Source organism: Pseudomonas sp. CIP-10 (assembly GCF_020911845.1).
GTDB classification, from domain to species: Bacteria; Pseudomonadota; Gammaproteobacteria; order Pseudomonadales; family Pseudomonadaceae; genus Aquipseudomonas; species Aquipseudomonas alloputida.
In genome coordinates this window covers 5578845-5603276 of sequence record NZ_CP087160.1, presented here as the reverse complement: position 1 = coordinate 5603276, position 24432 = coordinate 5578845, and the positions used below count along the sequence as shown (strand labels likewise).

Genomic DNA, 24432 nt, shown 5'->3' with positions numbered 1-24432 from the left:
GCTCATTTCATTTGCACAAGGATCCATCGCCGTGCCGACACCTCCTGTCTCCGTGCTGGTTGCCCAGATGGGCGAGGGCCCGGCGCCGCTCTACGCCCGGGTCAAACAGATGATCATCCAGCAGATCGACAACGGCAGCTGGCCACCGCATCACCGGGTACCCTCCGAGAGCGAGTTGGTCAACGAGCTGGGTTTCAGCCGCATGACCATCAACCGCGCCCTGCGTGAACTCACCGCCGAGGGCCTGCTGGTGCGCATGCAAGGGGTCGGCACCTTCGTGGCCGAGCCCAAGGGCCGTTCGGCGCTGTTCGAGGTCAACAACATTGCCGATGAAATTGCCGCGCGCGGGCACCAGCATAGCTGCCAGGTGATCACGCTTGCCGAAGAAGCGGCCGGCTCCGAGCGGGCGCTGGCTCTGGACATGCGTGAAGGTCAGCGGGTGTTCCATTCGCTGATCGTGCATTTCGAGAACGGCGTGCCGGTGCAGATCGAGGACCGCTACGTTAACGCGGCCATCGCCCCCGACTACCTCAAGCAGGACTTTACTCGGCAGACGCCTTACGCCTACCTGTCCCAGGTGGCGCCGTTGACCGAAGGTGAGCATGTGGTCGAGGCGATCCTGGCCGAGCCGGAAGAATGCCGCCTGTTGCAGATCGAGCGGGGCGAGCCTTGCCTGCTGATTCGTCGTCGCACCTGGTCCGGCCGCCAGCCGGTGACCGCTGCACGGCTGATCCACCCCGGTTCCCGTCATCGCCTGGAAGGACGTTTCAGCAAATGAGTCAGCTGCAGTTGTTGCGTGCGCACGATTACCCGCGCATGCCGTGGAAGAACGGTGGCGGTTTCACCGAAGAGATCACCCGCGACAGTGGCGAGGGCCTGGACGGTTTTGGCTGGCGTCTGTCGATTGCCGATATCGAAGAGTCGGGCGGGTTTTCCACCTTTGCCGGCTACCAGCGGATCATCACCGTGCTGCAGGGCGACGGCATGCGCCTGCTGGTCGACGGCCAGGCCAGTCGGCCATTGCTGGCGTTCGATGCGTTTGCGTTCAGCGGCGAGAGCCAGGTCAGCTGCAAGTTGCTGGGCGGGGCGATCCGCGATTTCAACCTGATCTATGCACCTGAGCGATATCGGGCGCGGCTGCAGTGGCTGGATGGCACCAGCCGGGTGTACAGCTCGGCGTCGACGGTGTTGTTGTTTGCTGCCAGCAGCCATGTTGAGGTGACCATCGTGGGGCGTGAAACGCAGCGGCTAGGGTTGTATGACTGCCTGCGGCTGGAGGGCAATGACGAATTGCTTGGGCTGGAGGTTCAGGGGCGGTTTTGCTTGATTGAGCTCATTTCTCGCTGATGGGCTTGGCGATACATTTTCATCGCCTGTGAGATCGAGCGCCGCCCGCGCGGCGCATCGCGACGCAAGGCCGCTCCCACATTTGTTTCGGGCCAGTCCCTCCTGTGCCATGCGCGCGCGACCGCCTTGTTTGTACGACGCGATATTGAGTCATGCGCCAAGGGGCTCGCGCGCGAATCCCACAGGAGTAATTGGCCCGAAACAAATGTGGGAGCGGCCTTGCGTCGCGATGCGCCGCGCGGGCGGCGCTCGATTTATGCGCCGCCGCAAAACTCAAGCCGGACCGACGCTCGCTTCACCCCCCCCAAAAAAAAATCAAAGCAGGAACAACAGGTCCGAATATTTTGGTTGTCCATGCTTGTACATACAAGTAAAGGTGTGTTTGTATATTGACCACGACATACCCGCCCGCGGACGACCGCAGAGGACCTTTCCCGTGACCGACAACAACAAATACCGTGACGTTGAAATCCGTGCCCCACGTGGCAACAAGCTGACCGCCAAAAGCTGGCTGACCGAAGCGCCACTGCGCATGCTGATGAACAACCTCGATCCACAGGTCGCGGAAAACCCGAAAGAGCTGGTGGTATACGGCGGTATCGGCCGCGCCGCGCGCAACTGGGCGTGCTACGACAAGATCGTCGAAACCCTGACCCGCCTGGAAGACGACGAAACCCTGCTGGTGCAGTCGGGCAAGCCGGTCGGTGTGTTCAAGACCCACAGCAACGCACCGCGCGTGCTGATCGCCAACTCCAACCTGGTGCCACACTGGGCCAATTGGGAACACTTCAACGAACTGGACGCCAAAGGCCTGGCCATGTACGGCCAGATGACCGCCGGCAGCTGGATCTACATCGGCAGCCAAGGCATCGTCCAGGGCACCTATGAAACCTTCGTCGAAGCCGGTCGCCAGCACTACGGCGGCAGCCTGAAAGGCAAGTGGGTACTCACCGCTGGCCTGGGCGGCATGGGCGGCGCCCAGCCACTGGCCGCGACCCTGGCCGGGGCTTGCTCGCTGAACATCGAATGCCAGCAGAGCCGTATCGACTTCCGCCTGGAAACCCGCTACGTCGACGAGCAGGCCACTGACCTCGACGACGCCCTGGCACGCATCGCCAAGTACACCGCCGAAGGCAAGGCCATCTCCATCGCCCTGCATGGCAACGCCGCCGAAATCCTCCCAGAGCTGGTCAAACGTGGCGTGCGCCCGGACATGGTCACCGACCAGACCAGCGCCCACGACCCACTGAACGGCTACCTGCCTGCTGGCTGGACCTGGGAACAGTACCGCGACCGCGCGCAGACCGAACCAGCTGCAGTGGTCAAGGCTGCCAAGCAGTCGATGGCCGTGCACGTGCAGGCCATGCTGGACTTCCAGAAGCAGGGCATCCCGACCTTCGACTACGGCAACAACATCCGCCAGATGGCCAAGGAAGAGGGCGTGGCCAATGCCTTCGACTTCCCAGGCTTCGTCCCGGCCTACATCCGCCCACTGTTCTGCCGCGGGGTCGGCCCGTTCCGCTGGGCGGCGCTGTCCGGTGAAGCCGAGGACATCTACAAGACCGACGCCAAGGTCAAGGAACTGATCCCCGACGACGCCCACCTGCACCGCTGGCTGGACATGGCCCGCGAGCGCATCAGCTTCCAGGGCCTGCCGGCACGTATCTGCTGGGTGGGGCTGGGCCTTCGCGCCAAGCTGGGCCTGGCTTTCAACGAAATGGTCCGCAGCGGCGAGCTGTCGGCACCGGTGGTGATCGGCCGTGACCACCTCGACTCCGGCTCGGTATCCAGCCCGAACCGCGAAACCGAGGCCATGCGTGATGGTTCGGACGCTGTTTCCGACTGGCCGCTGCTCAACGCCCTGCTGAACACCGCAGGCGGCGCCACCTGGGTATCGCTGCACCATGGCGGTGGCGTGGGCATGGGCTTCTCGCAGCACTCGGGCATGGTCATCGTCTGCGACGGTACCGATGAGGCCGCCGAGCGCATCGCCCGGGTACTGACCAACGACCCAGGGACTGGCGTCATGCGTCACGCCGATGCCGGTTATGACATCGCCATCGACTGCGCCAAGGAGCAGGGCCTGGACCTGCCGATGATCACCGGCTGATCACCACGCTTTGGATCGCACCCTGCAAGGGGTGATACTGAACAACAAGAAGGAGCGCGCAGGCACCCACAAGCGGGCCTGCGGCTCCACGCGATTTGGAGTAGTAACGTGACCGAACTCACCCTCAAGCCTGGCACCCTGACCCTGGCCCAGCTGCGCGCGATCCATGCCGCGCCCGTGCGCCTGCAACTGGATGCCAGCGCCGCACCGGCCATCGACGCCAGCGTCGCCTGTGTCGAACAGATCATTGCCGAAGACCGTACTGCCTACGGCATCAACACCGGCTTCGGCCTGCTGGCCTCGACCCGCATCGCCAGCCATGACCTGGAGAACCTGCAGCGTTCGCTGGTGCTGTCCCACGCCGCCGGTATCGGCGCGCCGCTGGATGACGACTTGGTGCGGTTGATCATGGTGCTGAAGATCAACAGCCTCAGCCGTGGCTTCTCCGGCATCCGCCGCAAAGTCATCGACGCGCTGATTGCCCTGGTCAACGCCGAAGTCTACCCGCACATCCCGCTGAAAGGCTCGGTCGGCGCATCCGGTGACCTTGCGCCGCTTGCGCATATGTCGCTGGTGCTGCTGGGTGAAGGCAAGGCCCGCTACAAGGGCCAGTGGCTGCCGGCCACCGAGGCCTTGGCGATTGCCGGCCTCGAGCCGCTGACCCTGGCCGCCAAAGAGGGCCTGGCCCTGCTCAACGGTACCCAGGCCTCCACCGCCTATGCCTTGCGTGGCCTGTTCCAGGGCGAAGACCTGTATGCCGCTGCCATCGCCTGCGGTGGCCTGAGCGTCGAAGCTGCGCTGGGCTCGCGTTCGCCGTTCGATGCGCGTATCCACGAAGTGCGTGGCCAGCGCGGCCAGATCGACACCGCCGCCTGCTTCCGCGACCTGCTGGGCGACTCCAGCGAAGTGTCGCTGTCGCACAAGAACTGCGACAAGGTCCAGGACCCGTACTCGCTGCGCTGCCAGCCGCAGGTCATGGGTGCCTGCCTGACCCAGCTGCGCCAGGCCGCCGAGGTACTGGGCATCGAAGCCAACGCCGTGTCGGACAACCCGCTGGTGTTCGCTGCCGAAGGTGATGTGATCTCCGGCGGCAACTTCCACGCCGAACCGGTGGCCATGGCCGCCGACAACCTGGCCCTGGCCATCGCCGAAATCGGTTCGCTCAGCGAGCGTCGCATCTCGCTGATGATGGACAAGCACATGTCCCAATTGCCGCCGTTCCTGGTGGAAAACGGTGGGGTCAACTCTGGCTTCATGATCGCCCAGGTCACCGCTGCCGCCCTGGCCAGCGAGAACAAGGCTTTGTCGCACCCGCACAGTGTCGACAGCCTGCCAACTTCGGCCAACCAGGAAGACCACGTGTCGATGGCCCCGGCTGCCGGCAAGCGCCTGTGGGAAATGGCCGAAAACACCCGTGGCGTGCTGGCCATCGAATGGCTGGGCGCGTGCCAGGGCCTGGACCTGCGCAAAGGCCTGAAGACTTCGGCCAAGCTGGAGCAGGCGCGCCAGGCGCTGCGCAGCGAGGTGCCGCATTACGACCGTGACCGTTTCTTCGCGCCGGATATCGAAAAGGCCGTGGACCTGTTGGCCAAAGGTAGTCTGACCGGCTTGCTGCCGGCGGGTGTGCTGCCAAGCCTGTAATGCCCCTTGGGGCCGCTTGGCGGCCCTTCGCGGTCAAGCCCGCTCCTACACAGCTTGCGATCTGCAAACGCTATCCATGTAGGAGCGGGCTTGCCCGCGAAGGGGCTGCGCAGCAGCCGCTCAATCTCACGACCACAAAAACAATTCAAGGACGTGACATGCAACAAGCTCAAGGTCTCAAGCGCGGGCTAAGTGCCCGCCACATCCGTTTCATGGCCCTCGGCTCCGCCATCGGCACCGGCCTGTTCTACGGCTCTGCCTCGGCCATCCAGATGGCAGGCCCGGCCGTGCTGCTGGCCTACCTGATCGGCGGCGCCGCCGTGTTCATGGTCATGCGCGCCCTTGGCGAAATGGCCGTGCACAACCCGGTGGCCGGCTCCTTCGGCCACTACGCCACGACCTACCTCGGCCCAATGGCCGGTTTCATCCTCGGCTGGACCTACGCATTCGAGATGGTCATCGTCGCCATCGCGGACGTCACCGCGTTCGGTATCTACATGGGCTTCTGGTTCCCGGAGGTAGCCCGCTGGATCTGGGTGCTGGGCATCGTTTTCCTGATCGGCGGCCTCAACCTGTGCAACGTCAAGGTATTCGGCGAAATGGAATTCTGGCTGTCGCTGCTCAAGGTCGGCGCCATCGTGGCGATGATCCTGGCCGGCCTCGGCATCATGGCCTTCGGTTTCAGCCAGGTGGGTACCGGGCATGCCGTAGGCATGAGCGACCTGTTCGACCACGGCGGCTTCATGCCTAACGGCGTGGGGGGCTTGATTGCGTCGTTTGCCGTGGTGATGTTCGCCTTCGGCGGTATCGAGATCATCGGCGTCACCGCCGGTGAGGCAAAAGACCCGCAGCGCGTCATTCCCAAAGCGATCAACGCGGTGCCACTGCGTATCCTGCTGTTCTACGTGCTCACCCTGTTCGTGCTGATGTGCCTGTACCCCTGGCCGCAGATCGGTAGCCAGGGCAGCCCGTTCGTGCAGATCTTCAGCAACCTGGGCATTGGTTCTGCCGCTGCCGTGCTGAACGTCGTGGTGATTTCCGCTGCCATCTCTGCCATCAACAGCGACATCTTTGGCGCTGGCCGCATGATGTATGGCCTGGCCCAGCAAGGCCACGCCCCGCGCGGCTTCAGCAAGTTGTCGAAACATGGCGTACCGTGGATGACCGTCGTGGTGATGGGGGCTGCGCTGCTGATCGGCGTATTGCTCAACTACCTGATCCCGGAAAATGTGTTCCTGCTGATTGCCTCGATCGCCACCTTCGCCACGGTGTGGGTGTGGCTGATGATCCTGCTCACCCAGGTAGCCATGCGCCGCAGCATGAGCCGCGAGGAAGTGGCCCAGCTCAAGTTCCCGGTACCGTTCTGGCCATACGGCCCGGCCATGGCCATTGCGTTCATGGTGTTCATCTTTGGCGTGCTCGGTTACTTCCCGGACACCCAGGCGGCATTGATCGTCGGCGTGATCTGGGTGGTGTTCCTGGTGGCGTCCTACCTGCTGTGGTGCAAGCCGCGCGCAGGGCAGGGCCAGCCGGTAGCGGAGCCGGCCGAGCTGCACCGCTAGCAAAGGAGATTGTGCATGAGAACCCTCTGGCAGCATTGCCATGTTGCAACCATGGCCGATGGCCGTTACTCGGCCATCGAGGACGCGGCGATCGTCACCAGCGCCGGGCTGATCGAGTGGATAGGCCCACGCGCCGAGCTGGCACCGGTCGAAGCTGACCGCACGGTTGACCTGGGGGGGGCCTGGGTCACCCCCGGCCTGATCGACTGCCACACCCATGCGGTGTTCGGTGGCAACCGCAGCGGCGAGTTCGAGCAGCGCCTGCAGGGCGTGAGCTATGCCGAAATCGCCGCGCAGGGCGGGGGTATCGCGAGTACCGTGCGGGCTACCCGGGCGGCCAGCGAAGACGAGCTGTTCGCCAGTGCTCGCCAGCGCGTTCAGGCACTGATGCGCGATGGCGTGACCACCCTCGAGGTCAAGTCCGGCTACGGCCTGGACTTGGCCAATGAGCGCAAGATGCTGCGAGTGGCCCGGCGCCTGGCTGACGAGCTGCCGCTGACGGTGCGTGCCACCTGCCTGGCGGCGCACGCTTTGCCCCCGGAGTACGCGGGTCGGGCCGACGACTACATCGCGCACATCTGTGACCAGATGTTGCCTGCCCTGGCCGGCGAAGGCCTGGTGGATGCGGTGGATGCCTTCTGCGAACACCTCGCGTTCTCGCCGGCCCAGGTCGAGCGGCTGTTCATCAAGGCGCGCGAACTGGGCCTGCCGGTCAAGCTGCATGCCGAACAGCTGTCATCGTTGCACGGCTCAAGCCTGGCCGCGCGTTACCAGGCACTGTCGGCTGACCACCTGGAGTTCATGACAGAGGAAGACGCCGTGGCCATGGCAAACGCCGGCACGGTCGCCGTACTGTTACCGGGTGCTTTCTACTTCCTGCGTGAAACCCAGCTGCCGCCAATGGATGCATTGCGCCGCCACGGGGTAAAGATTGCCCTGGCCAGCGACCTCAACCCCGGCACCTCGCCAGGCTTGTCGCTGCGGTTGATGCTGAACATGGGCTGCACCTGCTTCCGCATGACACCGGAAGAGGCCCTGGCAGGCGTTACGGTGCACGCCGCCACGGCGCTGGGCCTGGGTGACAGTCACGGCTCGCTGCAAGTGGGCAAGGTGGCCGACTTCGTTGCCTGGCAAATCGAACGCCCCGCCGACCTGGCCTACTGGCTGGGTGGCGACCTGCCCAAGCGCGTAGTGCGCATGGGCCACGAAATCTCCAACTGAGCGAGGCACGATGGACAAGGTATTGAGTTTTCACCAAGGTCGCCTGCCGCTGCTGATCAGCATGCCGCACGCTGGCTTGCGTCTGACCGACGCCGTGCGCGACGGCCTGGTCGACCAGGCGCAAAGCTTGCCGGACACCGACTGGCACATCCCGCAGTTGTACGACTTTGCCCGTGACTTGGGTGCCAGCGTGGTAGCCGCAGAGTACTCACGCTTCGTCATCGACCTGAACCGTCCGGACGACGACAAGCCGCTGTACGCCGGCGCCACCACGGGCTTGTACCCGGCGACCTTGTTCGGCGGCGAACCCCTCTTCAAAGACGGGCTGGCGCCGTCTGGCGAAGAGCGCAAACGCTATCTGGAGCAAATCTGGCGCCCTTATCACGCGACCATTCGTCGTGAACTGGACCGCTTGCGTGAGCAGTTTGGCTATGCGCTGCTGTGGGATGCCCATTCGATCCGTTCGCTGATCCCGCACCTGTTCGACGGCAAGCTACCGGACTTCAACCTGGGTACTTTCAACGGCGCCAGTTGCGATCCGGCACTGGCTGAGCGGCTGCAGGGTGTGTGCGCCGAGGTGCAAGGTTACAGCCATGTGCTTAATGGTCGGTTCAAAGGCGGTCACATCACCCGGCATTATGGCGACCCGGCCAACCATATCCATGCTGTGCAACTGGAGCTGGCGCAAAGCACCTATATGGAGGAAGTCGAGCCGTTTGCCTACCGGGAAGACTTGGCGCAACCGACGCAAGCGGTATTGAGGCAGCTTCTGCAAGCGCTGCTGGCCTGGGGCGACGCGCGTTACAAGCGTTGAGTGGAGGCGGCGACGCTATTGGCGTCGCCAGGCACCGTGGGAGGCAGTTGCCGGAAATCTGCGCAAGGGTCAATTCGCGCCGTTCGAACGCGTCAGCAAGGACGGTGCTGAAAGCGCAATTCAGGTTTATGATGGCCCACGGCCGAATAATCCTCACACGGAGTGCGCAATGCAGACCCTCTACCCGCAGATCAAACCCTACGCCAGGCACGATCTGGCCGTGGAAGCGCCGCATGTGCTTTATGTCGACGAAAGCGGCTCGCCGGAAGGTCTGCCCGTGGTGTTCATCCACGGAGGCCCTGGCGCTGGCTGCGACGCCCAGAGCCGCTGCTACTTTGATCCCAACCTGTACCGCATCATCACCTTCGACCAGCGCGGCTGTGGCCGCTCCACGCCCCATGCGAGCCTGGAGAACAACACCACCTGGCACCTGGTCGAAGACCTGGAGCGCATTCGCGAACACCTTGGCATAGACAAGTGGGTGCTGTTTGGTGGCTCTTGGGGCTCGACCCTGGCCCTGGCCTACGCTCAGGCTCACCCAGAACGCGTGCACGGCCTGATCCTGCGCGGCATCTTCCTGTGCCGGCCGCAGGAAATCGAGTGGTTCTACCAGGAAGGCGCCAGCCGCCTGTTCCCCGACTACTGGCAGGACTACATCGCACCGATTCCACCGGAGGAACGCGGCGATCTGGTCAGGGCCTTCCACAAACGCCTGACCGGTAACGACCAGATCGCCCAGATGCACGCCGCCAAGGCGTGGTCCACCTGGGAAGGCCGTACCGCCACCCTGCGCCCCAACCCGCTGGTGGTCGACCGCTTTTCCGAACCGCAGCGGGCGTTGTCGATCGCCCGCATCGAATGCCACTACTTCATGAACAACGCCTTCCTCGAACCGGACCAGCTGATCCGCGATCTGCCCAAAATCGCCCACCTGCCGGCGGTGATCGTGCATGGGCGCTACGATGTGATCTGCCCCTTGGACAACGCCTGGGCGTTGCACCAGGCCTGGCCGAACAGTGAGTTGAAAGTGATCCGTGACGCCGGTCACGCGGCTTCCGAGCCTGGCATCACCGATGCCTTGGTGCGTGCCGCCGACCAGATGGCCCGGCGCCTGCTCGACCTGCCCCTGGAAGAAGCATGAGGGGCCTGCTGCAGCGCGTGCGCGGTGCGCGGGTTGAAGTGGCGGGGGAGGTGGTCGGCGCCATCGACCAAGGGTTGCTGGTGCTGGTCGCGGTCGAGCCTGAAGATTCCCGTGAACAGGCCGATAAGCTGTTGCACAAGCTGCTGAACTACCGTGTGTTCAGTGACGAGCAGGGCAAGATGAACCTGTCGCTCAAGGATGTCGGGGGTGGCCTGCTACTGGTGTCACAGTTCACCTTGGCGGCCGACACCCGCAACGGCATGCGCCCAAGCTTCTCGACCGCAGCGCCACCGGCCCTCGGCGCCGAGTTGTTCGACTATCTTTTGCAACAGGCAAAAGCACAGTACGCCGACGTAGCCAGCGGCCGTTTTGGTGCAGATATGCAGGTGCACCTGGTCAATGATGGCCCGGTAACATTTATGTTACAAATATGAGGTCAAAAAACCCTTTGTTCACAGGAAAACAAGGGGTTTTGTACGATAAATAGTTGCTCCAGCCTGATGCGTTGTCACGCAACCTGCTGGATAATCGCGCGCTGCATGGACCTGCGTTCGTAGGTCCGTTTCACTCTGACTCGAGCATTGTCTGGATCCGTTTGGGGAATCATTACGCCCTCGCGGGGTCCGAACAGTGCTCGCCAACCCGGCATTTGTCGCTGGCCGTTGGTTTCATGATCTGTTTTCGGCGAGGGTTGCTCGTGATTGTTAGTCCCCAAAAAGCATCAAGAATCCCCAGCGTCGGGCTACGCAAGGCGCTGATGGCCAGTGTGGCTCTGGTCGGCCTGATGAGCGCGGGCCAGCTGTGGGCATTCAATCTTGACGATGTTGCTGCCAAGGCAAAGGATCTGGCCGGCCAGAAGTACGACGCGCCCAAAAGCAACCTGCCGGCCGTGTTCCGCGACATGAAGTTCGCGGACTACCAGAAAATCCGTTTCCTGCAGGAAAAGGCCGAGTGGGCCAAGGACAAGACCCCGTTCAAACTGTCGTTCTATCATCAGGGCATGCACTTCGACACCCCGGTGAAAATCAACGAGGTCACCGCCACCAAGGTCGAGGAAATCAAGTACGACCCGGACCGCTTCGAGTTCGGTGACGTGCCGCACGACCCGGAAACCACCAAAAACCTCGGTTATGCCGGTTTCCGCGTGCTGTACCCGATCAACAAGGCCGACAAGCAGGACGAGATCATGACCCTGCTTGGCGCCAGCTATTTCCGCGTAGTCGGCAAGGGCCACGTCTACGGCCTGTCTGCCCGTGGCCTGGCCATCGACACCGCCCTGCCGTCGGGCGAAGAATTCCCGCGCTTCACCGAGTTCTGGGTTGAAAAGCCCAAGCCAGCCGATAAGCACCTGGTGATCTACGCGCTGCTGGATTCGCCGCGCTCTACCGGCGCCTACAAGCTGACCTTGCGTCCAGGCAACGACACCGTGGTCGACGTGCAGTCCCGCGTGTTCCTGCGTGACCATGTCAGCCGCCTGGGCATTGCGCCGCTGACCAGCATGTACCTGTTCGGCCCCAACCAGCCGTCCAAGGTGCTCAACTACCGCCCGGCCCTGCACGACTCCGAAGGCCTGTCGATCCATGCCGGCAACGGCGAGTGGCTGTGGCGCCCGCTGAACAACCCGAAACACCTGGCTGTAAGTAACTTCAGCGTCGAGAACCCGCGTGGTTTCGGCCTGATGCAGCGTCAGCGTGCTTTCAGCGACTACGAAGACCTCGACGACAACTACCAGAAGCGCCCAAGCGCCTGGATCGAGCCGAAGGGTGACTGGGGCAAGGGTAGCGTCGACCTGGTCGAAATCCCGACCGCCGACGAGACCAACGACAATATCGTGGCCTTCTGGAGCCCGGAGAAACTGCCTGAGCCAGGTAAGCCGTTCGAGTACGCCTACCGCCTGCACTGGACCATCGACGAGCCGAAGTTCCAGGCCCCTGACCTGGGCTCGGTCAAGCAGACCCTGCGTTCCACGGGTGACGTCAAGCAGTCCAACCTGATCCGCCAGCCAGATGGCAGCGTGGCATTCCTGGTCGACTTCGCCGGCCCGGCGCTTGCGGCCCTGCCGGAAGACACCGCCGTGCGCAGCCAGATCAGCGTGGGCGACAACGCCGAGGTGGTCGAGAACAATCTGCGCTATAACCCTGAGACCAAGGGCTGGCGCCTGACCCTGCGCCTGAAGGTCAAGGAAGCCAACAAGTCGACCGAAATGCGCGCCGCACTGGTGCGTGATGTACCGGTCGAGCCCGCCAAGCCTGCCCAGGACGCCAAGCAGGACAAAGCCGCAGCCAAGCATGCCAAGGCCGAGAAAGCCGTCAAGGCTGAGCAATCTGCCAAGGCCGAACAACCTGCCGCCGATGCGGCGCCCACCAACGGGGCCCCGGCCACCACCGAGAAGGTGCTGACCGAGACCTGGAGCTATCAGTTGCCTGCCGATGAGTAACTCAAGCGCAAGGCCGGAATCGCTTGGCGAGTACCTGGCCCACCTACCCCTGAGCGACGAGCAGCGGGCTGAACTTGCCAGCTGCACCTCGTTCAGTGAGCTACACCAACGCTTGGCGGCCAACCCGGCCGCCAGCTCTGCCGAGGCCGTGCAGGCCTCGGTGGGCCCGCGCCTGACCGTGGGCAGCGCCGCCGAGCTGGAAGACGCCGAAATGCTCGGCGTCGACGGCAGCGGTCGCCTGTGCCTGAAGATCGCCCCACCGATCAAGCGCACCAAGGTCGTGCCCGAGCCATGGCGCACCAATGTGCTGATCCGCATGTGGCGACGCATGACCGGCCGCCCCAATGCCCCGCAGCCGCCCAAGCGCGAGCTGCCGCCGGCCCGCTGGCGCACGGTTGGCTCGATCCGCCGTTACATCCTGCTGACGCTCATGATCGGCCAGACTATCGTCGCTGGCTGGTACATGAAAGGCATCCTGCCGTACCAGGGCTGGTCGTTCGTGGACTTTGACGAAATCGTCAACCAGCCGCTGTGGGACACGGTGGTGCAGGTGTGGCCGTATGCCCTGCAAACTTCCATCCTGATCCTCTTCGGCATCCTGTTCTGCTGGGTGTCGGCGGGCTTCTGGACCGCGCTGATGGGCTTCCTCGAGCTGCTCACCGGGCGTGACAAATACAAGATTTCCGGTAGCAGCGCAGGCAACGAGCCGATCGCGCCCGAGGCGCGTACCGCGCTGGTGATGCCGATTTGCAACGAAGACGTGCCGCGGGTGTTCGCCGGCCTGCGCGCAACGTTCGAGTCGGTGGCTGCCAGCGGCAACCTCGACCGGTTCGACTTCTTTGTGCTCAGCGACACCAACGACACCGACATTGCCGTGGCCGAGCAACAGGCCTGGCTGGATGTGTGCCGCGAAACCAAAGGCTTTGGCCGCATCTTCTACCGCCGCCGTCGGCGCCGTGTGAAGCGCAAGAGCGGCAACCTCGACGACTTCTGCCGTCGCTGGGGGGGCGAGTACAAGTACATGGTCGTGCTCGACGCCGACAGCGTCATGAGTGGCGAGTGCCTGAGCAGCCTGGTGCGCCTGATGGAGGCCAACCCGGACGCCGGCATCATCCAGACCGGGCCGAAAGCCTCGGGCATGGATACCCTGTATGCACGCATGCAACAGTTCGCTACCCGCGTGTACGGCCCACTGTTCACTGCCGGTCTGCACTTCTGGCAGTTGGGTGAGTCGCACTACTGGGGCCACAACGCGATCATCCGCATGAAGCCGTTCATCGAGCACTGCGCCCTGGCGCCGTTGCCGGGCAAGGGCGCGTTCGCCGGTGCCATCCTTTCCCACGACTTCGTCGAAGCCGCGCTGATGCGCCGTGCCGGCTGGGGTGTGTGGATTGCCTACGACTTGCCGGGCAGCTACGAAGAACTGCCACCAAACCTGCTCGACGAGCTCAAGCGCGACCGCCGCTGGTGCCACGGCAACCTGATGAACTTCCGCCTGTTCCTGGTCAAGGGCATGCACCCGGTTCACCGTGCGGTGTTTCTCACCGGGGTGATGTCTTACCTGTCGGCGCCGCTGTGGTTCCTGTTCCTGGTGCTGTCGACCGCGCTGCTGGCGACCAACACGCTGATGGAGCCGCAGTATTTCATCGAGCCGTACCAGCTTTACCCGCTGTGGCCGCAGTGGCACCCGGAGAAGGCTGTGGCGCTGTTCTCCACCACCATTGTGCTGCTGTTCCTGCCCAAGCTGCTTAGCGTCATCCTGATCTGGGCCAAGGGCGCCGTCGAGTACGGTGGACGCGTCAAGGTCACCTTGTCGATGCTGATGGAGATGCTGTTCTCCATGTTGCTGGCACCGGTACGCATGATCTTCCACACCCGCTTCGTGCTGGCCGCGTTCCTCGGCTGGGCTGCGACCTGGAACTCGCCGCAGCGTGACGACGACTCCACGCCGTGGGGCGAAGCCGTGCGCCGGCATGGCCCGCAGACGCTGCTGGGCGTTGCCTGGGCCGCACTGGTGGCGTGGTTGAACCCGAGCTTCCTGTGGTGGCTGGCGCCTATCGTCGGTTCGCTGGTGCTGTCGATCCCGGTATCGGTGATTTCCAGCCGCACCCGCCTGGGCCTGGCGGCCAAGGACGAGAAGCTGTTCCTCATCCCAGAGGAATACGCCACCCCACAAGAGCTGTTGGCTACCGACCAGTACACCCACGAAAACCGCTGGCATGCCTTGCATGATGGTTTCGTGCGGGCCGTGGTCGACCCGCGGCAGAACGCCCTGGCCTGCGCCATGGCCACTGCCCGCCATGGCCAGGCGGCACCGATCGAAGCGTTGCGTGCCGAGCGCGTTGCCAAGGCAATTGAAGTCGGGCCAAAAGGCCTGGACCTCAATACTCGCCTGGCCCTGCTCAGCGACCCGGTGGCACTGAGCCGCCTGCACGAGCAGGTGTGGGCCGAGCACAATGCGGCCTGGATCGATGTGTGGCGTGCGTCGATCAACAATGACCCGCATTCGCCGCTGTTGCCGTTGCACCCGGAAAGCGCAGGCCAACCGGCACTCGTCGGCGCCTGATCGGGCCTGTTCGCGGCGGTTCGGCGCCCCGGTGGACCGGCTCCTACAGGGCGCCTGACAGGGCCTCTTCGCGGGTGAACCCGCTCCTACGGGGCGCCTGACAGGGCCTGTTCGCGGCGGTTCGGCGCCCCGATGGACCCGCTCCTACGGGGCGCCTGACAGGGCCTCTTCGCGGGTGAACCCGCTCCTACAGGACGCCTGATCGGGGCTCTTCGCGGGTGAACGCGCTCCTACCAGGGATACACATTCCCTTGTAGGCGCGGGTTCACCCGCGAAGCTTTTTGGCCTAGCCCCCTCATTTTGGCCAACAAAGTCCCCCCGCGGCTCTAGGTCCTCGGGCCGCCATGCGTTAGCATCCTTCTCCGATACGACGCTTCGGCCAGTACGGCCGTGCCAACACAATAAGATTCGCTACTTTTCTTGCTAGGGGACTTGGTGATGATCAAGAAATACCTTTCGCGACTGCTGGTCGGTGTGACCGCCCTGGTCGCCGTGACCGCGGCCCAGGCGGGCGCCATCGATGACGCGGTCAAGCGCGGCACCTTGCGGGTGGGCATGGACCCAACCTACATGCCGTTCCAGATGACCAACAAACGTGGCGAGATCATCGGCTTCGAAGTCGATATCCTCAAAGCCATGGCCAAGTCCATGGGCGTGAAGTTCGAGGCAGTGTCCACCGCCTATGACGGCATCATCCCGGCCTTGCTGACCGACAAGTTCGACATGATCGGCAGCGGCATGACCCTGACCCAGGAGCGCAACCTGCGCCTGAACTTCAGCGAACCCTTCATCGTGGTTGGCCAGACCCTGCTGATCCGCAAGGAGCTGGCTGGCGAGATCAAGTCGTACAAGGACCTGAACAACGAGAAGTACCGCCTGACCTCCAAGCTTGGCACCACCGGCGAAATGGTGTCCAAGAAGCTGATCAGCAAAGCCAAGTACCACGGTTACGACAACGAGCAGGAAGCGGTGATGGACGTGGTCAATGGCAAGGCCGACGCCTTTGTCTATGACGCGCCTTACAACGTGGTGGCGGTAGAGAAAGCCGGCGCCGGCAAGCTGCTGTTCCTCGAAGAACCCTTCACCTACGAGCCGCTGGCCTTCGGCCTGAAGAAAGGCGACTACGACAGCATCAACTTCATCAACAACTTCCTGCACCAGATCAAGCACGACGGGACCTACGATCGTATTCACGATAAGTGGTTCAAGAACAAGGACTGGCTGAAGGAAATGGAATAAGGCTCAGGCCACAAGCCCGGCTTTATGACCCCGACGCGCAGGCAAACCCTGCGCGTTCGCATTTACGGAAGTACCCCACGTGATCAAACACAAGAAAGCCCAGTGGCCTTGGCATGGGTTGACTGCCCTGGTCCTGGTAGGCCTGGCGCTCAGCCTTTACATGGCCACCTCGATGATTTCCTACGAGTGGCGCTGGAACCGCGTACCGCAGTACTTCGCCTACAAGGCCGAGGAAACACAACGCGCTGCCGGCTACGGCACTGTGCAGGAAATCGTCATCTCCGGTGACAACGCTCGCGTCACGCTGAAGGACGAAAGTGGTGCCGAGCAAGTGCTCGATGTGGCCAAGGACAGCCTGCAACTGAGCCGCGGCGACGATGTTGCCGAAGGCGACCAGATTGGGGTAACCCGCCATTGGGCCGCTGGCCCGCTGGCATGGGGCCTGTGGACCACCTTGTGGATCTCGGTGGTGTCCGGGGCGCTGGGCCTGGTGATCGGCCTGTTCGCCGGATTGTGCCGGTTGTCGAACAACCCGACCCTGCGCGACCTGTCGACCGTCTATGTCGAACTGGTGCGCGGCACGCCGCTGCTGGTGCAGATCTTCATCTTCTACTTCTTCATCGGCACCGTGCTCAACCTGTCCCGCGAGTTTGCCGGGGTAGCGGCGCTGGCATTGTTTACTGGTGCTTACGTGGCCGAAATCGTCCGTGCTGGCGTGCAGTCGATCGCCAAGGGCCAGAACGAGGCTGCGCGGTCGCTGGGCCTGAACGCTGGCCAGTCGATGCGCCATGTGATCTTGCCGCAGGCCTTCAAGCGCGTGCTTCCGCCCCTGGCCGGCCAGTTCATCAGCCTGGTCAAGGACACCTCGCTGGTGTCGGTGATCGCCATCACCGAGCTGACCAAGAGTGGCCGTGAGGCCATCACCACCTCGTTCTCTACCTTCGAGATCTGGTTCTGCGTGGCAGGCCTGTACCTGCTGATCAACCTGCCGCTGTCGCACATTGCCAGCCGGCTCGAGCGGAGGCTTGCGCAAAGTGATTGAAGTCCGTGACCTGCTGAAAGTCTTCGACACCCGTGGCCAGGTGGTAAGGGCTGTGGATAACGTCACCACTCAGGTCGCCAAGGGCGAAGTGGTGGTCGTGCTCGGCCCGTCGGGGTCTGGCAAGTCGACGTTCCTGCGCTGCCTCAACGGCCTGGAGCATTTCGACCAAGGCCATGTGGCCATCGATGGCCTGCAACTGGCCGACCCCAAGACCGACATCAATGCCTACCGCCGCGAAGTCGGCATGGTGTTCCAGCACTTCAACCTGTTCCCGCACATGACTGTGCTGGAAAACCTGTGCCTGGCGCAGAAGGTGGTGCGCAAGCGCAACAAGGCTGACCGCGAGGCCAAGGCCCGGGCGCTGCTGGAAAAGGTCGGTATCGCGCAGAAGGCCAACGAATTCCCGTCCCGGCTTTCTGGCGGCCAGCAGCAACGGGTAGCGATTGCCCGGGCCCTGGCGATGGACCCGAAAGTGATGCTGTTCGACGAGCCCACCTCGGCGCTCGACCCGGAAATGGTCGGTGAGGTGCTGGACGTGATGAAGACCCTGGCCCAGGAAGGCATGACCATGGTTTGCGTCACCCACGAAATGGGCTTCGCCCGCGAAGTGGCTGACCGCGTGCTGTTCTTCGACCACGGCAAACTGCTGGAAGATTCGGCCCCGGCCGCGTTCTTCGCTGCGCCGAAAGACCCGCGTGCGCAGGCATTCCTGCGCCAGGTGCTGTAACCGCGCTGGCTTCTTCGCGGGCAAGCTCGCTCCTGCATGTCCACCACTGCCTTGAGGGGGGTGATGTACCTGTGTGAGCGGGCTTGCCCGCGAAGAGGGCGAGGCGAAGTCAGAGGCTGAACCGCCCCACCATCCCCCGCAATTGCTGCCCCAGATGCTCCAGTTCTCCACTCGAGGCTGCCGTCTGCTCACTGGCCGCGCTGGTCTGATCCGAAACATCCCGCACATTGATCACACTTCGGTTGATCTGCTCGGCCACCACGCTCTGCTCTTCACTGGCGGTGGCGATCTGCTGGTTCATGCCCTGAATGCTCGACACCGTGTCGGTGATCTGGCTCAGTGCGTGCCCGGCCCTGCGGCTCAGCTCCACACTCTGTTCGGTCAGGCTCTTGCTGCTGTCCAGCAAGCGGGTCACTTCGTCGGTACCGTTGTGCAGACTGTCGATCAGTTGGCCGATCTCTTCGGTCGCCGTCGACGTACGCTGTGCCAGGCCACGCACCTCATCGGCCACCACGGCAAAACCGCGCCCGGCTTCACCGGCCCGTGCCGCTTCGATCGCTGCGTTCAGCGCCAGCAGGTTGGTCTGTTCGGACACCGACTTGATCACATCGAGAATGCTGCCAATCCGCTGGCTCTCGCCTGCCAGGTGCTGCATGGCCGCCAGGCAATGGTCCATCTGCCCGGCCAGCTGTTCGATACGGCCGATGGCTTCGGCGACGACCTGGTCACCCACCTGGGCCTGCTGGTCAGCGCTGGTCGCGGCCAGCGAGGCTTGCTCGGCGTTCTGTGCCACTTCCTGCACGGTGGCGCTCATCTGGTTCATGGCAGTCGCCACCTGGTCAGTTTCCTCGCGCTGCTGATTGATGCGCAGCTTGGTGTCTTCGCTACTGGCCGCCAACTGTGTGGCGGCCTGTGACAGCTGGCCGACACCCTGATCAATGCCACCGATCAGCTCGCGCAGGCTCAAGGTCATCTCGCGCATGCTGGTTTGCAGCTGGCCCATTTCGTCGCGACGTTGCACGGTGTCGACCTGGCTCAGGTCACCCTTGGCGATGCGGGCAGCCACGGCCAGTGTCTGGCGCAACGGCTGGGTGATCTGCAAGGTGATCAGCCAGGCGGCCAGCGCCCCTACCACCATGGCCAGCAGCGCCACACTGGTCAGCAGCGACCGGGCGGCCAAGGCCTCTCTGTCGCGTTGTTCGACCTTGCGTTTGCCCAGTTCGAGGCTCACCGTTCGCAGCTCGTTGCCCATGTTTTCCATGTTGTTCTGCAACTGCTCCACACGTACGGCGGCGCGGCGATACTGATCCAGGCTGGTGCGGTACTTGCTCAGCTCGACACCGGGTTGCTCACTGATGGCACGTGGCAAGCCCAACGGCGCAAGGCCTTCAAGCAGTTGCGCAAGGCTATTGTCGGCGGCATCCAGGGCGTTATCACCGACTTTGGCAAAATCCTCGACCGGGGCGAAGGTGTAGGCTGGAACCAGGCTTTGCTGGTTGGCACCTTCGACATGCCGGCTGAGGGTGTCCATCAGGCCCAGCACACCACTTTGCTGACTGTCGTCAGGCATTTTCAGCAAGGCCTGGGTCTGCAGTTGGTCAATCGCCTCGCTGAGTGCATGTTCCTGTGACTGCAGGGCTTCGCGCAGGGCTACACGGCTGGCGACGCTGCGCTGCAGTTCGCTGAAGGTGTCGCGCAGGCTCTGCAACAATGCCATTTTTTCTGTCAGCAACTGCCGTGACTCATCGACGTTGCTGCGTTGTTGCAGGGTGGTCAGCATGCTGTTGAGCTGGTCGAGGATGTTGCTGATGCGTGCTCTGCTGGCATCGTCGTTGAGCACGCGGTAGGTGATGCGTTCCGCGCGCAGGTCTTTTGTCAGGTCGTTGATCAGGCCTATTTCGCTGAGTTGCTGTGAGCGCACGATGGCACCATCCAGGGCACGCCAGCCGCTGATGGTGGTGGCCAGGGTGAGCAGCAGGACCACGGCGAAGCCGAGGGCCAGCTTGGCGGCGACACTGATGTTGCCGAGCTTGCGGTTGAGAGAGCCAAGCATGGGGAATCTCCGAGCGAGTGAGAGAAAGGATGCAGGCGCATGGCTGGCATCACATCTCTGCCCATCGGCAGCGGAGCTGTAGGACTTGACCTGATAAACAGGTAGGAAAGTTCGCCGCGAACAGTAGGATATATTTCGTCCTGTGCCGTCCTCTTCGCGGGTAAACCCGCTCCTACGATGGCCTGTGCGTGTGTGTAGGCGCGGGTTTACCCGCGAATACGGTGGCGGCGGCAACGGTGAACGGCGGGTGGAATTGGCCAGCAGGGCCGGCCCATTCGCGGGTGAACCCGCTCCTACGACGGCCTGTGCATGTGTGTAGGAGCGGGTTTACCCGCGAAGAGGCCCGACCGGGCGACCGCTGGTTCAGATCACAGCCGGAACCGCCCAACCAACCCTTGCAAATGGGTACCCAACCGCGCCAGTTCCACGCTGGAGCTGGCCGTCTCCTCACTCGCCGCCGAGGTCTGGTCGGAAATATCACGCACATTCATCACGCTGCGGTTGATTTCTTCGGCCACCGCCGTCTGCTCCTCGGCCGCCGTGGCAATCTGCTGGTTCATTGCCTGGATCGACGACACCGTGCGGGTGATGGTTTCCAGCGAGCTGCCGGCGCGGCGGGTCAGCTCGACGCTGCTGTCGGTCAGTTGGCGGCTGTTGTCCATCACGCTGGCCACCCGTTGGGTGCCGCTTTGCAGGCCGGCAATCAACTCTTCGATCTCTTCGGTCGACTGCTGTGTGCGTTGGGCCAAGCTGCGTACTTCGTCGGCAACCACGGCAAAGCCACGCCCGGCCTCACCGGCGCGGGCGGCTTCGATTGCCGCGTTGAGGGCCAGCAGGTTGGTTTGCTGGGCCACCGATTTGATTACGTCGAGTACGCTGCCGATCTTGTCGCTTTCGGTCTTGAGCAGGTTCATCGCTTCGCTGGAGTTGACCACTTCGCTTGCCAGGCGCTCGATCTGTGCCACCGCCTGGCCCACCACGCGATCGCCCTCGCGGGCCTGCTGGTCGGCCATCAAGGCGGCTTCCGAAGCCTGTTCGGCATTACGTGCCACCTCGTGCACGGTGGCAGTCATCTGGTTCATCGCGGTCGCCACCTGGTCGGTTTCGACCTTCTGGTTGTTGACCCCGGCACTGGTCTGTTCTGTCACCGCCGACAGCTGCTCGGCAGCGCTGGCGATCTGCGTCACGCCGTCGCCAATACCGCCGATCAGTTCACGCAAGCCTTGGGTCATACGATGCATGCTGGCTTGCAATTGGCCCAGTTCGTCGCGGCGTTGCACCTGCAGGCTCTGGGTCAGGTCTCCGCTGGCCACACGCTCTGCGGCGCGCAGTGTTTGGCGCAGAGGGATGATGATCTGCCGGGTAATGGCCCAGGCGGCCAGCAGGCCAAAGGCCAGTGCCAGCACGGTGGCAACTGCGAGCAGTGTTTTGGCCTGCGCGGCAGCGGCATCGCGCACCTCGGTTTGCGAGGTAGTCATCATCTGGCTGGCCTGCAGCAGTACCGTGCCTTGTTCAGCCATGCGTTGCAACGCTTGCTCGCTGGCGAGCTGGGCATCGCCGAACTGGGTCACCGCATCGCGGTAGCCGCCCATGGCTGTGGCGGCGTCATCCAGGCTGGCAGCATGTTCGGCAGACACCTTGGCCGGCAGTGCACGCAGTTCGGCCAAAGCCTGGTCGATGGCGTTCAGTGCCGTTTGCTGGTATTCGGCATTGCCGCTGTAGGTGTAGCCACGCACCTGGAAACGCGCTTGTTGCAGCAGGGCGCTGACGTCCACCGCGTGCTGGTACTGGTTGATGTCTGCGTCTTGCAGCAGGCTGCGCTGTACACGGCCTATCAACTCCACGGCTTTATCGGCGCTGCTACCCAGTACATCACGGCTGGCTTCGCGGCGTTGGTCGGCTTGCTTAAGCTCGTTGAATGCCTGCTGGTAGGTGCGCACTGCCTCGCGTTGCTGTTCGAGGTGTTGGCGGTCGGCGGGTTGTTCGATCTGGCCAAGCATCCGCTGCACCTGGCGGTCGAGGTTGCTCAGGGCTTTTTCCAGTTCTGCCAGCGAAGCCTCGTCGCGGCGGCGATCGTAATGCTGGCGGGCGATGCGCAATTCCTGGGTGTATTGCTGGATGACCGAGATGTTTCCCAGTTTGTCGCCACGGTCGATGATGCTGTCCATGCCGTACCAGCCGGTCAGGGTAATCGCCAAGGTCAACAGCAGCACCAGGCCGAAACCCAGCCCCAGTTTGCGATTGACGCTCACATTGCCCAACGATTGGGCTAACCATTGATACATGTTCGACTCCCCGGCGGCTTGGCAGCACAAATAATTGTATTGTTGCCAAGGCCATCGGCCCGGGAGAGGGAAACTTGATGGGCGAAAAAGTGGTGTTTGTGTCAGAAAATACGCGAAAGCAGCGCGGTAACGGCGGTCTCCACCCGCAAGATGCGGTCACCCAGCTGTACCGGCGCCAGGCCTGCCTTGCCCAGCAGGTCGATCTCGTAGGGGATCCAGCCACCCTCGGGGCCAATGGCCAGGGTAACGGTTTGTTCTACGGCGCGCGGACAGGCTGGGTAGGGGCCGGGATGGCCGACCAGGCCCAGGGTGCCGGCGGCGATGGTGGGCAGGCGGTCTTCGACAAAAGGCTTGAAGCGTTTTTCAATGATCACCTCGGGCAGCACGGTGTCGCGTGCCTGTTCCAGGCCCAGGATCAGGTTTTCGCGAATGCTCTCGGGCTGTAGAAAAGGTGTTTGCCAGAAGCTTTTCTCGACCTTGTAGCTGTTCAGCAGGATCAGCCGCGGCACGCCCAATGTGGCCACGGTCTGGAACAGCCGTCGCAGCATTTTTGGTCGAGGCACTGCCAGCACCAGGGTCAGCGGCAGCTTGGCCGGTGGCTGCTGGTCGAAGGCCACTTCAAGTTCGGCTTCGTGCTTTTCCAGGCGCAGCACCGTGGCCTTGCCCATCAGGCCATTGATACGGCCCACGCGCAGGTTGTCGCCCACTGCCACGCGGTGGATTTCCTGCATATGGGTGAAGCGCCGATCAGCAAGAACGACGCGGTTGGCCGAGACGAAGTCGGCCTCTTCAAGAAGCAGCAGGTTCACGGTTGGGTCGCTGGTGGCTGGTCGTTATGGTCGTCGGCGGTTTCGTCGTGGGCGCTGCGCTTGCGGATCAGGCTGCCGCACAGCACGCCGATCTCGAACAGCAGCCACATGGGCACGGCCAGCAGGGTCTGGGAGAAGATGTCCGGTGGGGTGAGGACCATGCCGACCACGAAGCAGCCGATGATCACATACGGGCGGACTTTCTTCAGGTACTTCACGTCGACCACGCCGATCCACACCAGCAGCACCACCGCCACCGGGATTTCGAAGGCCACGCCAAAGGCGAAGAACAGCGTCATCACGAAGTCGAGGTAGCTTGCGATGTCGGTCATCATCGAAACGCCTTCTGGCGTGGCGCTGGCGAAGAAACCGAAGATCAGCGGGAATACAAGGAAGTAGGCGAATGCCATGCCGGCATAGAACAGGAAGATGCTCGACACCAACAGTGGAATGGCGATGCGCTTTTCATGGCGGTACAGCCCTGGCGCGATAAAACCCCAGATCTGCTGAAGGATGAACGGGATGGCCAGGAACAGCGCCACGATCATGGTCAGCTTGAACGGCGTGAGGAACGGCGAGGCCACATCGGTGGCGATCATCGTTGCGTTGGCCGGCAAGTGCTCGCGCAGCGGCGCGGAAACCAGTGTGTAGATCTGCTGGGCGAAGGAGAACAGCCCGGCAAAGATCAGGAAAATGACGGCAACACAGCGCAGCAGGCGGGTGCGCAGTTCGGTCAGGTGCGAAACCAGCGGCATCGGCTGGTCGTGTTCCGGATTCTCGCTCATGGGGCTCGCGGCGGTTGAGGCGGTTCAGACGGTGCGGCCGGGGCAGCAGGTGCTTCGACCGGCCTGGCTTCGAGCCCGGCAGGTGGCTGCACGCTGGCCGTGGTGACCGGCGGCTTCGCGGGTGGCGTCATTGGGTTGAGGATGCGCTTGGCTTCCTCTTCCATCTGCAGGATGTGCTCGTTATGCAGCTGGCGGCGGATGTCGTCGGCGCCAATTTCGCGCTCCACTTCCATCTTGATGCTGTTGAAGCTGCGCTTGAGCCGGCCGATCCACAGGCCTGCCGTGCGCGCGGCACCCGGCAGGCGCTCGGGACCGAGCACCAGCAGGGCGACCAGGCCGACGAGCAGGAGCTCGCTGAAACTGATGCCGAACATGGGTCAGTCTTTCCGCTGCGGCTCTTGGACCGGGTGGGCCTGGCCTTCGATGGTGTGGCCTTGCTGCGGCTGCGCGGTGTTTTGCACCGGTGGCACAGGTTGGGCAGGCGGCGGAGTCTGCTCGGCCGGCTTGCTCTCTTCTTCGTTCATGGCCTTGCGGAAGCCCTTGATCGATTCGCCCAGGTCGCTGCCGAAGTTCTTCAGTTTCTTGGTGCCGAACACCAGGACCACGACGACCAGCAGGACAATCCAGTGTTTCCAGTCAAAAATACCCATGGT

The 24432-nt window shown here is 63.2% G+C and carries 20 protein-coding genes and 1 pseudogene; 14 read left to right on the top strand and 7 right to left on the bottom strand.

The annotated features are described in order from the left end of the window. The first annotated feature begins 67 nt into the window (after positions 1-67). From hutC to LMH93_RS25185, 14 genes are all read left to right on the top strand, one after another. Positions 68-778, top strand: a complete 711-nt coding sequence (hutC, locus tag LMH93_RS25250; RefSeq protein WP_173881450.1) for a histidine utilization repressor — start codon at positions 68-70, stop codon at positions 776-778. Beyond that, positions 775-1347 carry a HutD/Ves family protein gene (locus tag LMH93_RS25245; RefSeq protein WP_088512561.1) on the top strand — a complete coding sequence of 191 codons (573 nt, stop codon included), beginning with the start codon at positions 775-777 and terminating at the stop codon, positions 1345-1347. The genes hutC and LMH93_RS25245 overlap by 4 nt, the downstream gene beginning before the upstream one ends. A gap of 436 nt (positions 1348-1783) precedes the next feature. After that, positions 1784-3457, top strand: a complete 1674-nt coding sequence (gene hutU, locus LMH93_RS25240; RefSeq protein WP_004577162.1) for a urocanate hydratase — start codon at positions 1784-1786, stop codon at positions 3455-3457. Positions 3458-3565: 108 nt separating this feature from the next. Then, positions 3566-5098 carry a histidine ammonia-lyase gene (gene hutH / locus LMH93_RS25235; RefSeq protein ID WP_003249248.1) on the top strand — a complete coding sequence of 511 codons (1533 nt, stop codon included), beginning with the start codon at positions 3566-3568 and terminating at the stop codon, positions 5096-5098. A gap of 158 nt (positions 5099-5256) precedes the next feature. Beyond that, positions 5257-6660, top strand: coding sequence for an amino acid permease (locus LMH93_RS25230; protein ID WP_230064718.1), 1404 nt, complete (start codon positions 5257-5259; stop codon positions 6658-6660). A 15-nt stretch (positions 6661-6675) separates the two neighbouring features. Next, positions 6676-7881 (top strand): imidazolonepropionase, encoded by a 1206-nt coding sequence (hutI, locus tag LMH93_RS25225; RefSeq protein WP_003249256.1) that lies wholly within the window; start codon positions 6676-6678, stop codon positions 7879-7881. 10 nt (positions 7882-7891) lie between these two features. Then, positions 7892-8695, top strand: coding sequence for an N-formylglutamate deformylase (gene hutG / locus LMH93_RS25220; protein ID WP_003249258.1), 804 nt, complete (start codon positions 7892-7894; stop codon positions 8693-8695). Between the two features lie 169 nt (positions 8696-8864). Beyond that, positions 8865-9836: a prolyl aminopeptidase gene (pip, locus tag LMH93_RS25215; protein ID WP_003249260.1), complete on the top strand. Its 972-nt coding sequence runs from the start codon at positions 8865-8867 to the stop codon at positions 9834-9836. Further along, positions 9833-10270, top strand: a complete 438-nt coding sequence (gene dtd / locus LMH93_RS25210; protein WP_003249262.1) for a D-aminoacyl-tRNA deacylase — start codon at positions 9833-9835, stop codon at positions 10268-10270. Before pip ends, dtd begins: the two co-directional genes overlap by 4 nt. Before the next feature lie 263 nt (positions 10271-10533). Then, the gene (locus LMH93_RS25205; protein WP_003249263.1) at positions 10534-12273 is read left to right on the top strand and encodes a glucan biosynthesis protein G; all 1740 of its coding nucleotides are present in this window, start codon (positions 10534-10536) and stop codon (positions 12271-12273) included. After that, a complete protein-coding gene (mdoH, locus tag LMH93_RS25200; protein ID WP_019752661.1) occupies positions 12266-14839 on the top strand; it encodes a glucans biosynthesis glucosyltransferase MdoH in 2574 nt (857 codons plus the stop codon). The genes LMH93_RS25205 and mdoH overlap by 8 nt, the downstream gene beginning before the upstream one ends. 441 nt (positions 14840-15280) lie before the next feature. Further along, positions 15281-16078 carry a transporter substrate-binding domain-containing protein gene (locus tag LMH93_RS25195; protein ID WP_029380729.1) on the top strand — a complete coding sequence of 266 codons (798 nt, stop codon included), beginning with the start codon at positions 15281-15283 and terminating at the stop codon, positions 16076-16078. 79 nt (positions 16079-16157) lie between these two features. Further along, positions 16158-17120, top strand: a complete 963-nt coding sequence (locus LMH93_RS25190) for an amino acid ABC transporter permease (protein ID WP_003249268.1) — start codon at positions 16158-16160, stop codon at positions 17118-17120. Next, positions 17113-17847 carry an amino acid ABC transporter ATP-binding protein gene (locus tag LMH93_RS25185; RefSeq protein WP_003249271.1) on the top strand — a complete coding sequence of 245 codons (735 nt, stop codon included), beginning with the start codon at positions 17113-17115 and terminating at the stop codon, positions 17845-17847. The genes LMH93_RS25190 and LMH93_RS25185 overlap by 8 nt, the downstream gene beginning before the upstream one ends. Before the next feature lie 109 nt (positions 17848-17956). Here the strand turns inward: LMH93_RS25185 and LMH93_RS25180 are convergent, their stop codons facing one another. The 7 genes and pseudogenes from LMH93_RS25180 to LMH93_RS25155 form a co-directional block, all read right to left on the bottom strand. Beyond that, complete coding sequence (locus tag LMH93_RS25180; RefSeq protein WP_230064717.1) at positions 17957-19900, bottom strand: methyl-accepting chemotaxis protein; 1944 nt, start codon at positions 19898-19900, stop codon at positions 17957-17959. 368 nt (positions 19901-20268) lie between these two features. After that, complete coding sequence (locus LMH93_RS30015) at positions 20269-20982, bottom strand: methyl-accepting chemotaxis protein (protein WP_371044509.1); 714 nt, start codon at positions 20980-20982, stop codon at positions 20269-20271. A 141-nt stretch (positions 20983-21123) separates the two neighbouring features. Beyond that, positions 21124-22068: pseudogene (locus LMH93_RS30010) on the bottom strand (methyl-accepting chemotaxis protein); the annotation flags it as partial. 218 nt (positions 22069-22286) lie between these two features. Next, entirely contained in the window at positions 22287-22994 is a 708-nt protein-coding gene (locus tag LMH93_RS25170; protein ID WP_012053922.1) for a 16S rRNA (uracil(1498)-N(3))-methyltransferase, read from the bottom strand. Further along, the gene (gene tatC / locus LMH93_RS25165) at positions 22991-23779 is read right to left on the bottom strand and encodes a twin-arginine translocase subunit TatC (protein WP_003249278.1); all 789 of its coding nucleotides are present in this window, start codon (positions 23777-23779) and stop codon (positions 22991-22993) included. The genes LMH93_RS25170 and tatC overlap by 4 nt, the downstream gene beginning before the upstream one ends. Further along, positions 23776-24153, bottom strand: a complete 378-nt coding sequence (gene tatB / locus LMH93_RS25160) for a Sec-independent protein translocase protein TatB (RefSeq protein ID WP_003249280.1) — start codon at positions 24151-24153, stop codon at positions 23776-23778. Before tatB ends, tatC begins: the two co-directional genes overlap by 4 nt. A 3-nt stretch (positions 24154-24156) precedes the next feature. Beyond that, on the bottom strand, positions 24157-24429 hold the full coding sequence (locus LMH93_RS25155; RefSeq protein WP_003249282.1) for a twin-arginine translocase TatA/TatE family subunit: 273 nt from the start codon (positions 24427-24429) through the stop codon (positions 24157-24159). Between the last annotated feature and the right edge of the window lie 3 nt (positions 24430-24432).

Excerpts from the sequence above, each read along its gene's own strand:
- hutC (WP_173881450.1), top strand. The coding sequence starts at position 68 with ATGGGCGAGGGCCCGGCGCCGCTCTACGCCCGGGTCAAACAGATGATC.
- LMH93_RS25245 (WP_088512561.1), top strand. The coding sequence starts at position 775 with ATGAGTCAGCTGCAGTTGTTGCGTGCGCACGATTACCCGCGCATGCCG.
- LMH93_RS25230 (WP_230064718.1), top strand. The coding sequence starts at position 5,257 with ATGCAACAAGCTCAAGGTCTCAAGCGCGGGCTAAGTGCCCGCCACATC.
- hutI (WP_003249256.1), top strand. The coding sequence starts at position 6,676 with ATGAGAACCCTCTGGCAGCATTGCCATGTTGCAACCATGGCCGATGGC.
- hutG (WP_003249258.1), top strand. The coding sequence starts at position 7,892 with ATGGACAAGGTATTGAGTTTTCACCAAGGTCGCCTGCCGCTGCTGATC.
- pip (WP_003249260.1), top strand. The coding sequence starts at position 8,865 with ATGCAGACCCTCTACCCGCAGATCAAACCCTACGCCAGGCACGATCTG.
- dtd (WP_003249262.1), top strand. The coding sequence starts at position 9,833 with ATGAGGGGCCTGCTGCAGCGCGTGCGCGGTGCGCGGGTTGAAGTGGCG.
- mdoH (WP_019752661.1), top strand. The coding sequence starts at position 12,266 with ATGAGTAACTCAAGCGCAAGGCCGGAATCGCTTGGCGAGTACCTGGCC.
- LMH93_RS25180 (WP_230064717.1), bottom strand. The coding sequence starts at position 19,900 with ATGCTTGGCTCTCTCAACCGCAAGCTCGGCAACATCAGTGTCGCCGCC.
- LMH93_RS30015 (WP_371044509.1), bottom strand. The coding sequence starts at position 20,982 with ATGAACCAGATGACTGCCACCGTGCACGAGGTGGCACGTAATGCCGAA.
- tatC (WP_003249278.1), bottom strand. The coding sequence starts at position 23,779 with ATGAGCGAGAATCCGGAACACGACCAGCCGATGCCGCTGGTTTCGCAC.
- tatB (WP_003249280.1), bottom strand. The coding sequence starts at position 24,153 with ATGTTCGGCATCAGTTTCAGCGAGCTCCTGCTCGTCGGCCTGGTCGCC.
- LMH93_RS25155 (WP_003249282.1), bottom strand. The coding sequence starts at position 24,429 with ATGGGTATTTTTGACTGGAAACACTGGATTGTCCTGCTGGTCGTCGTG.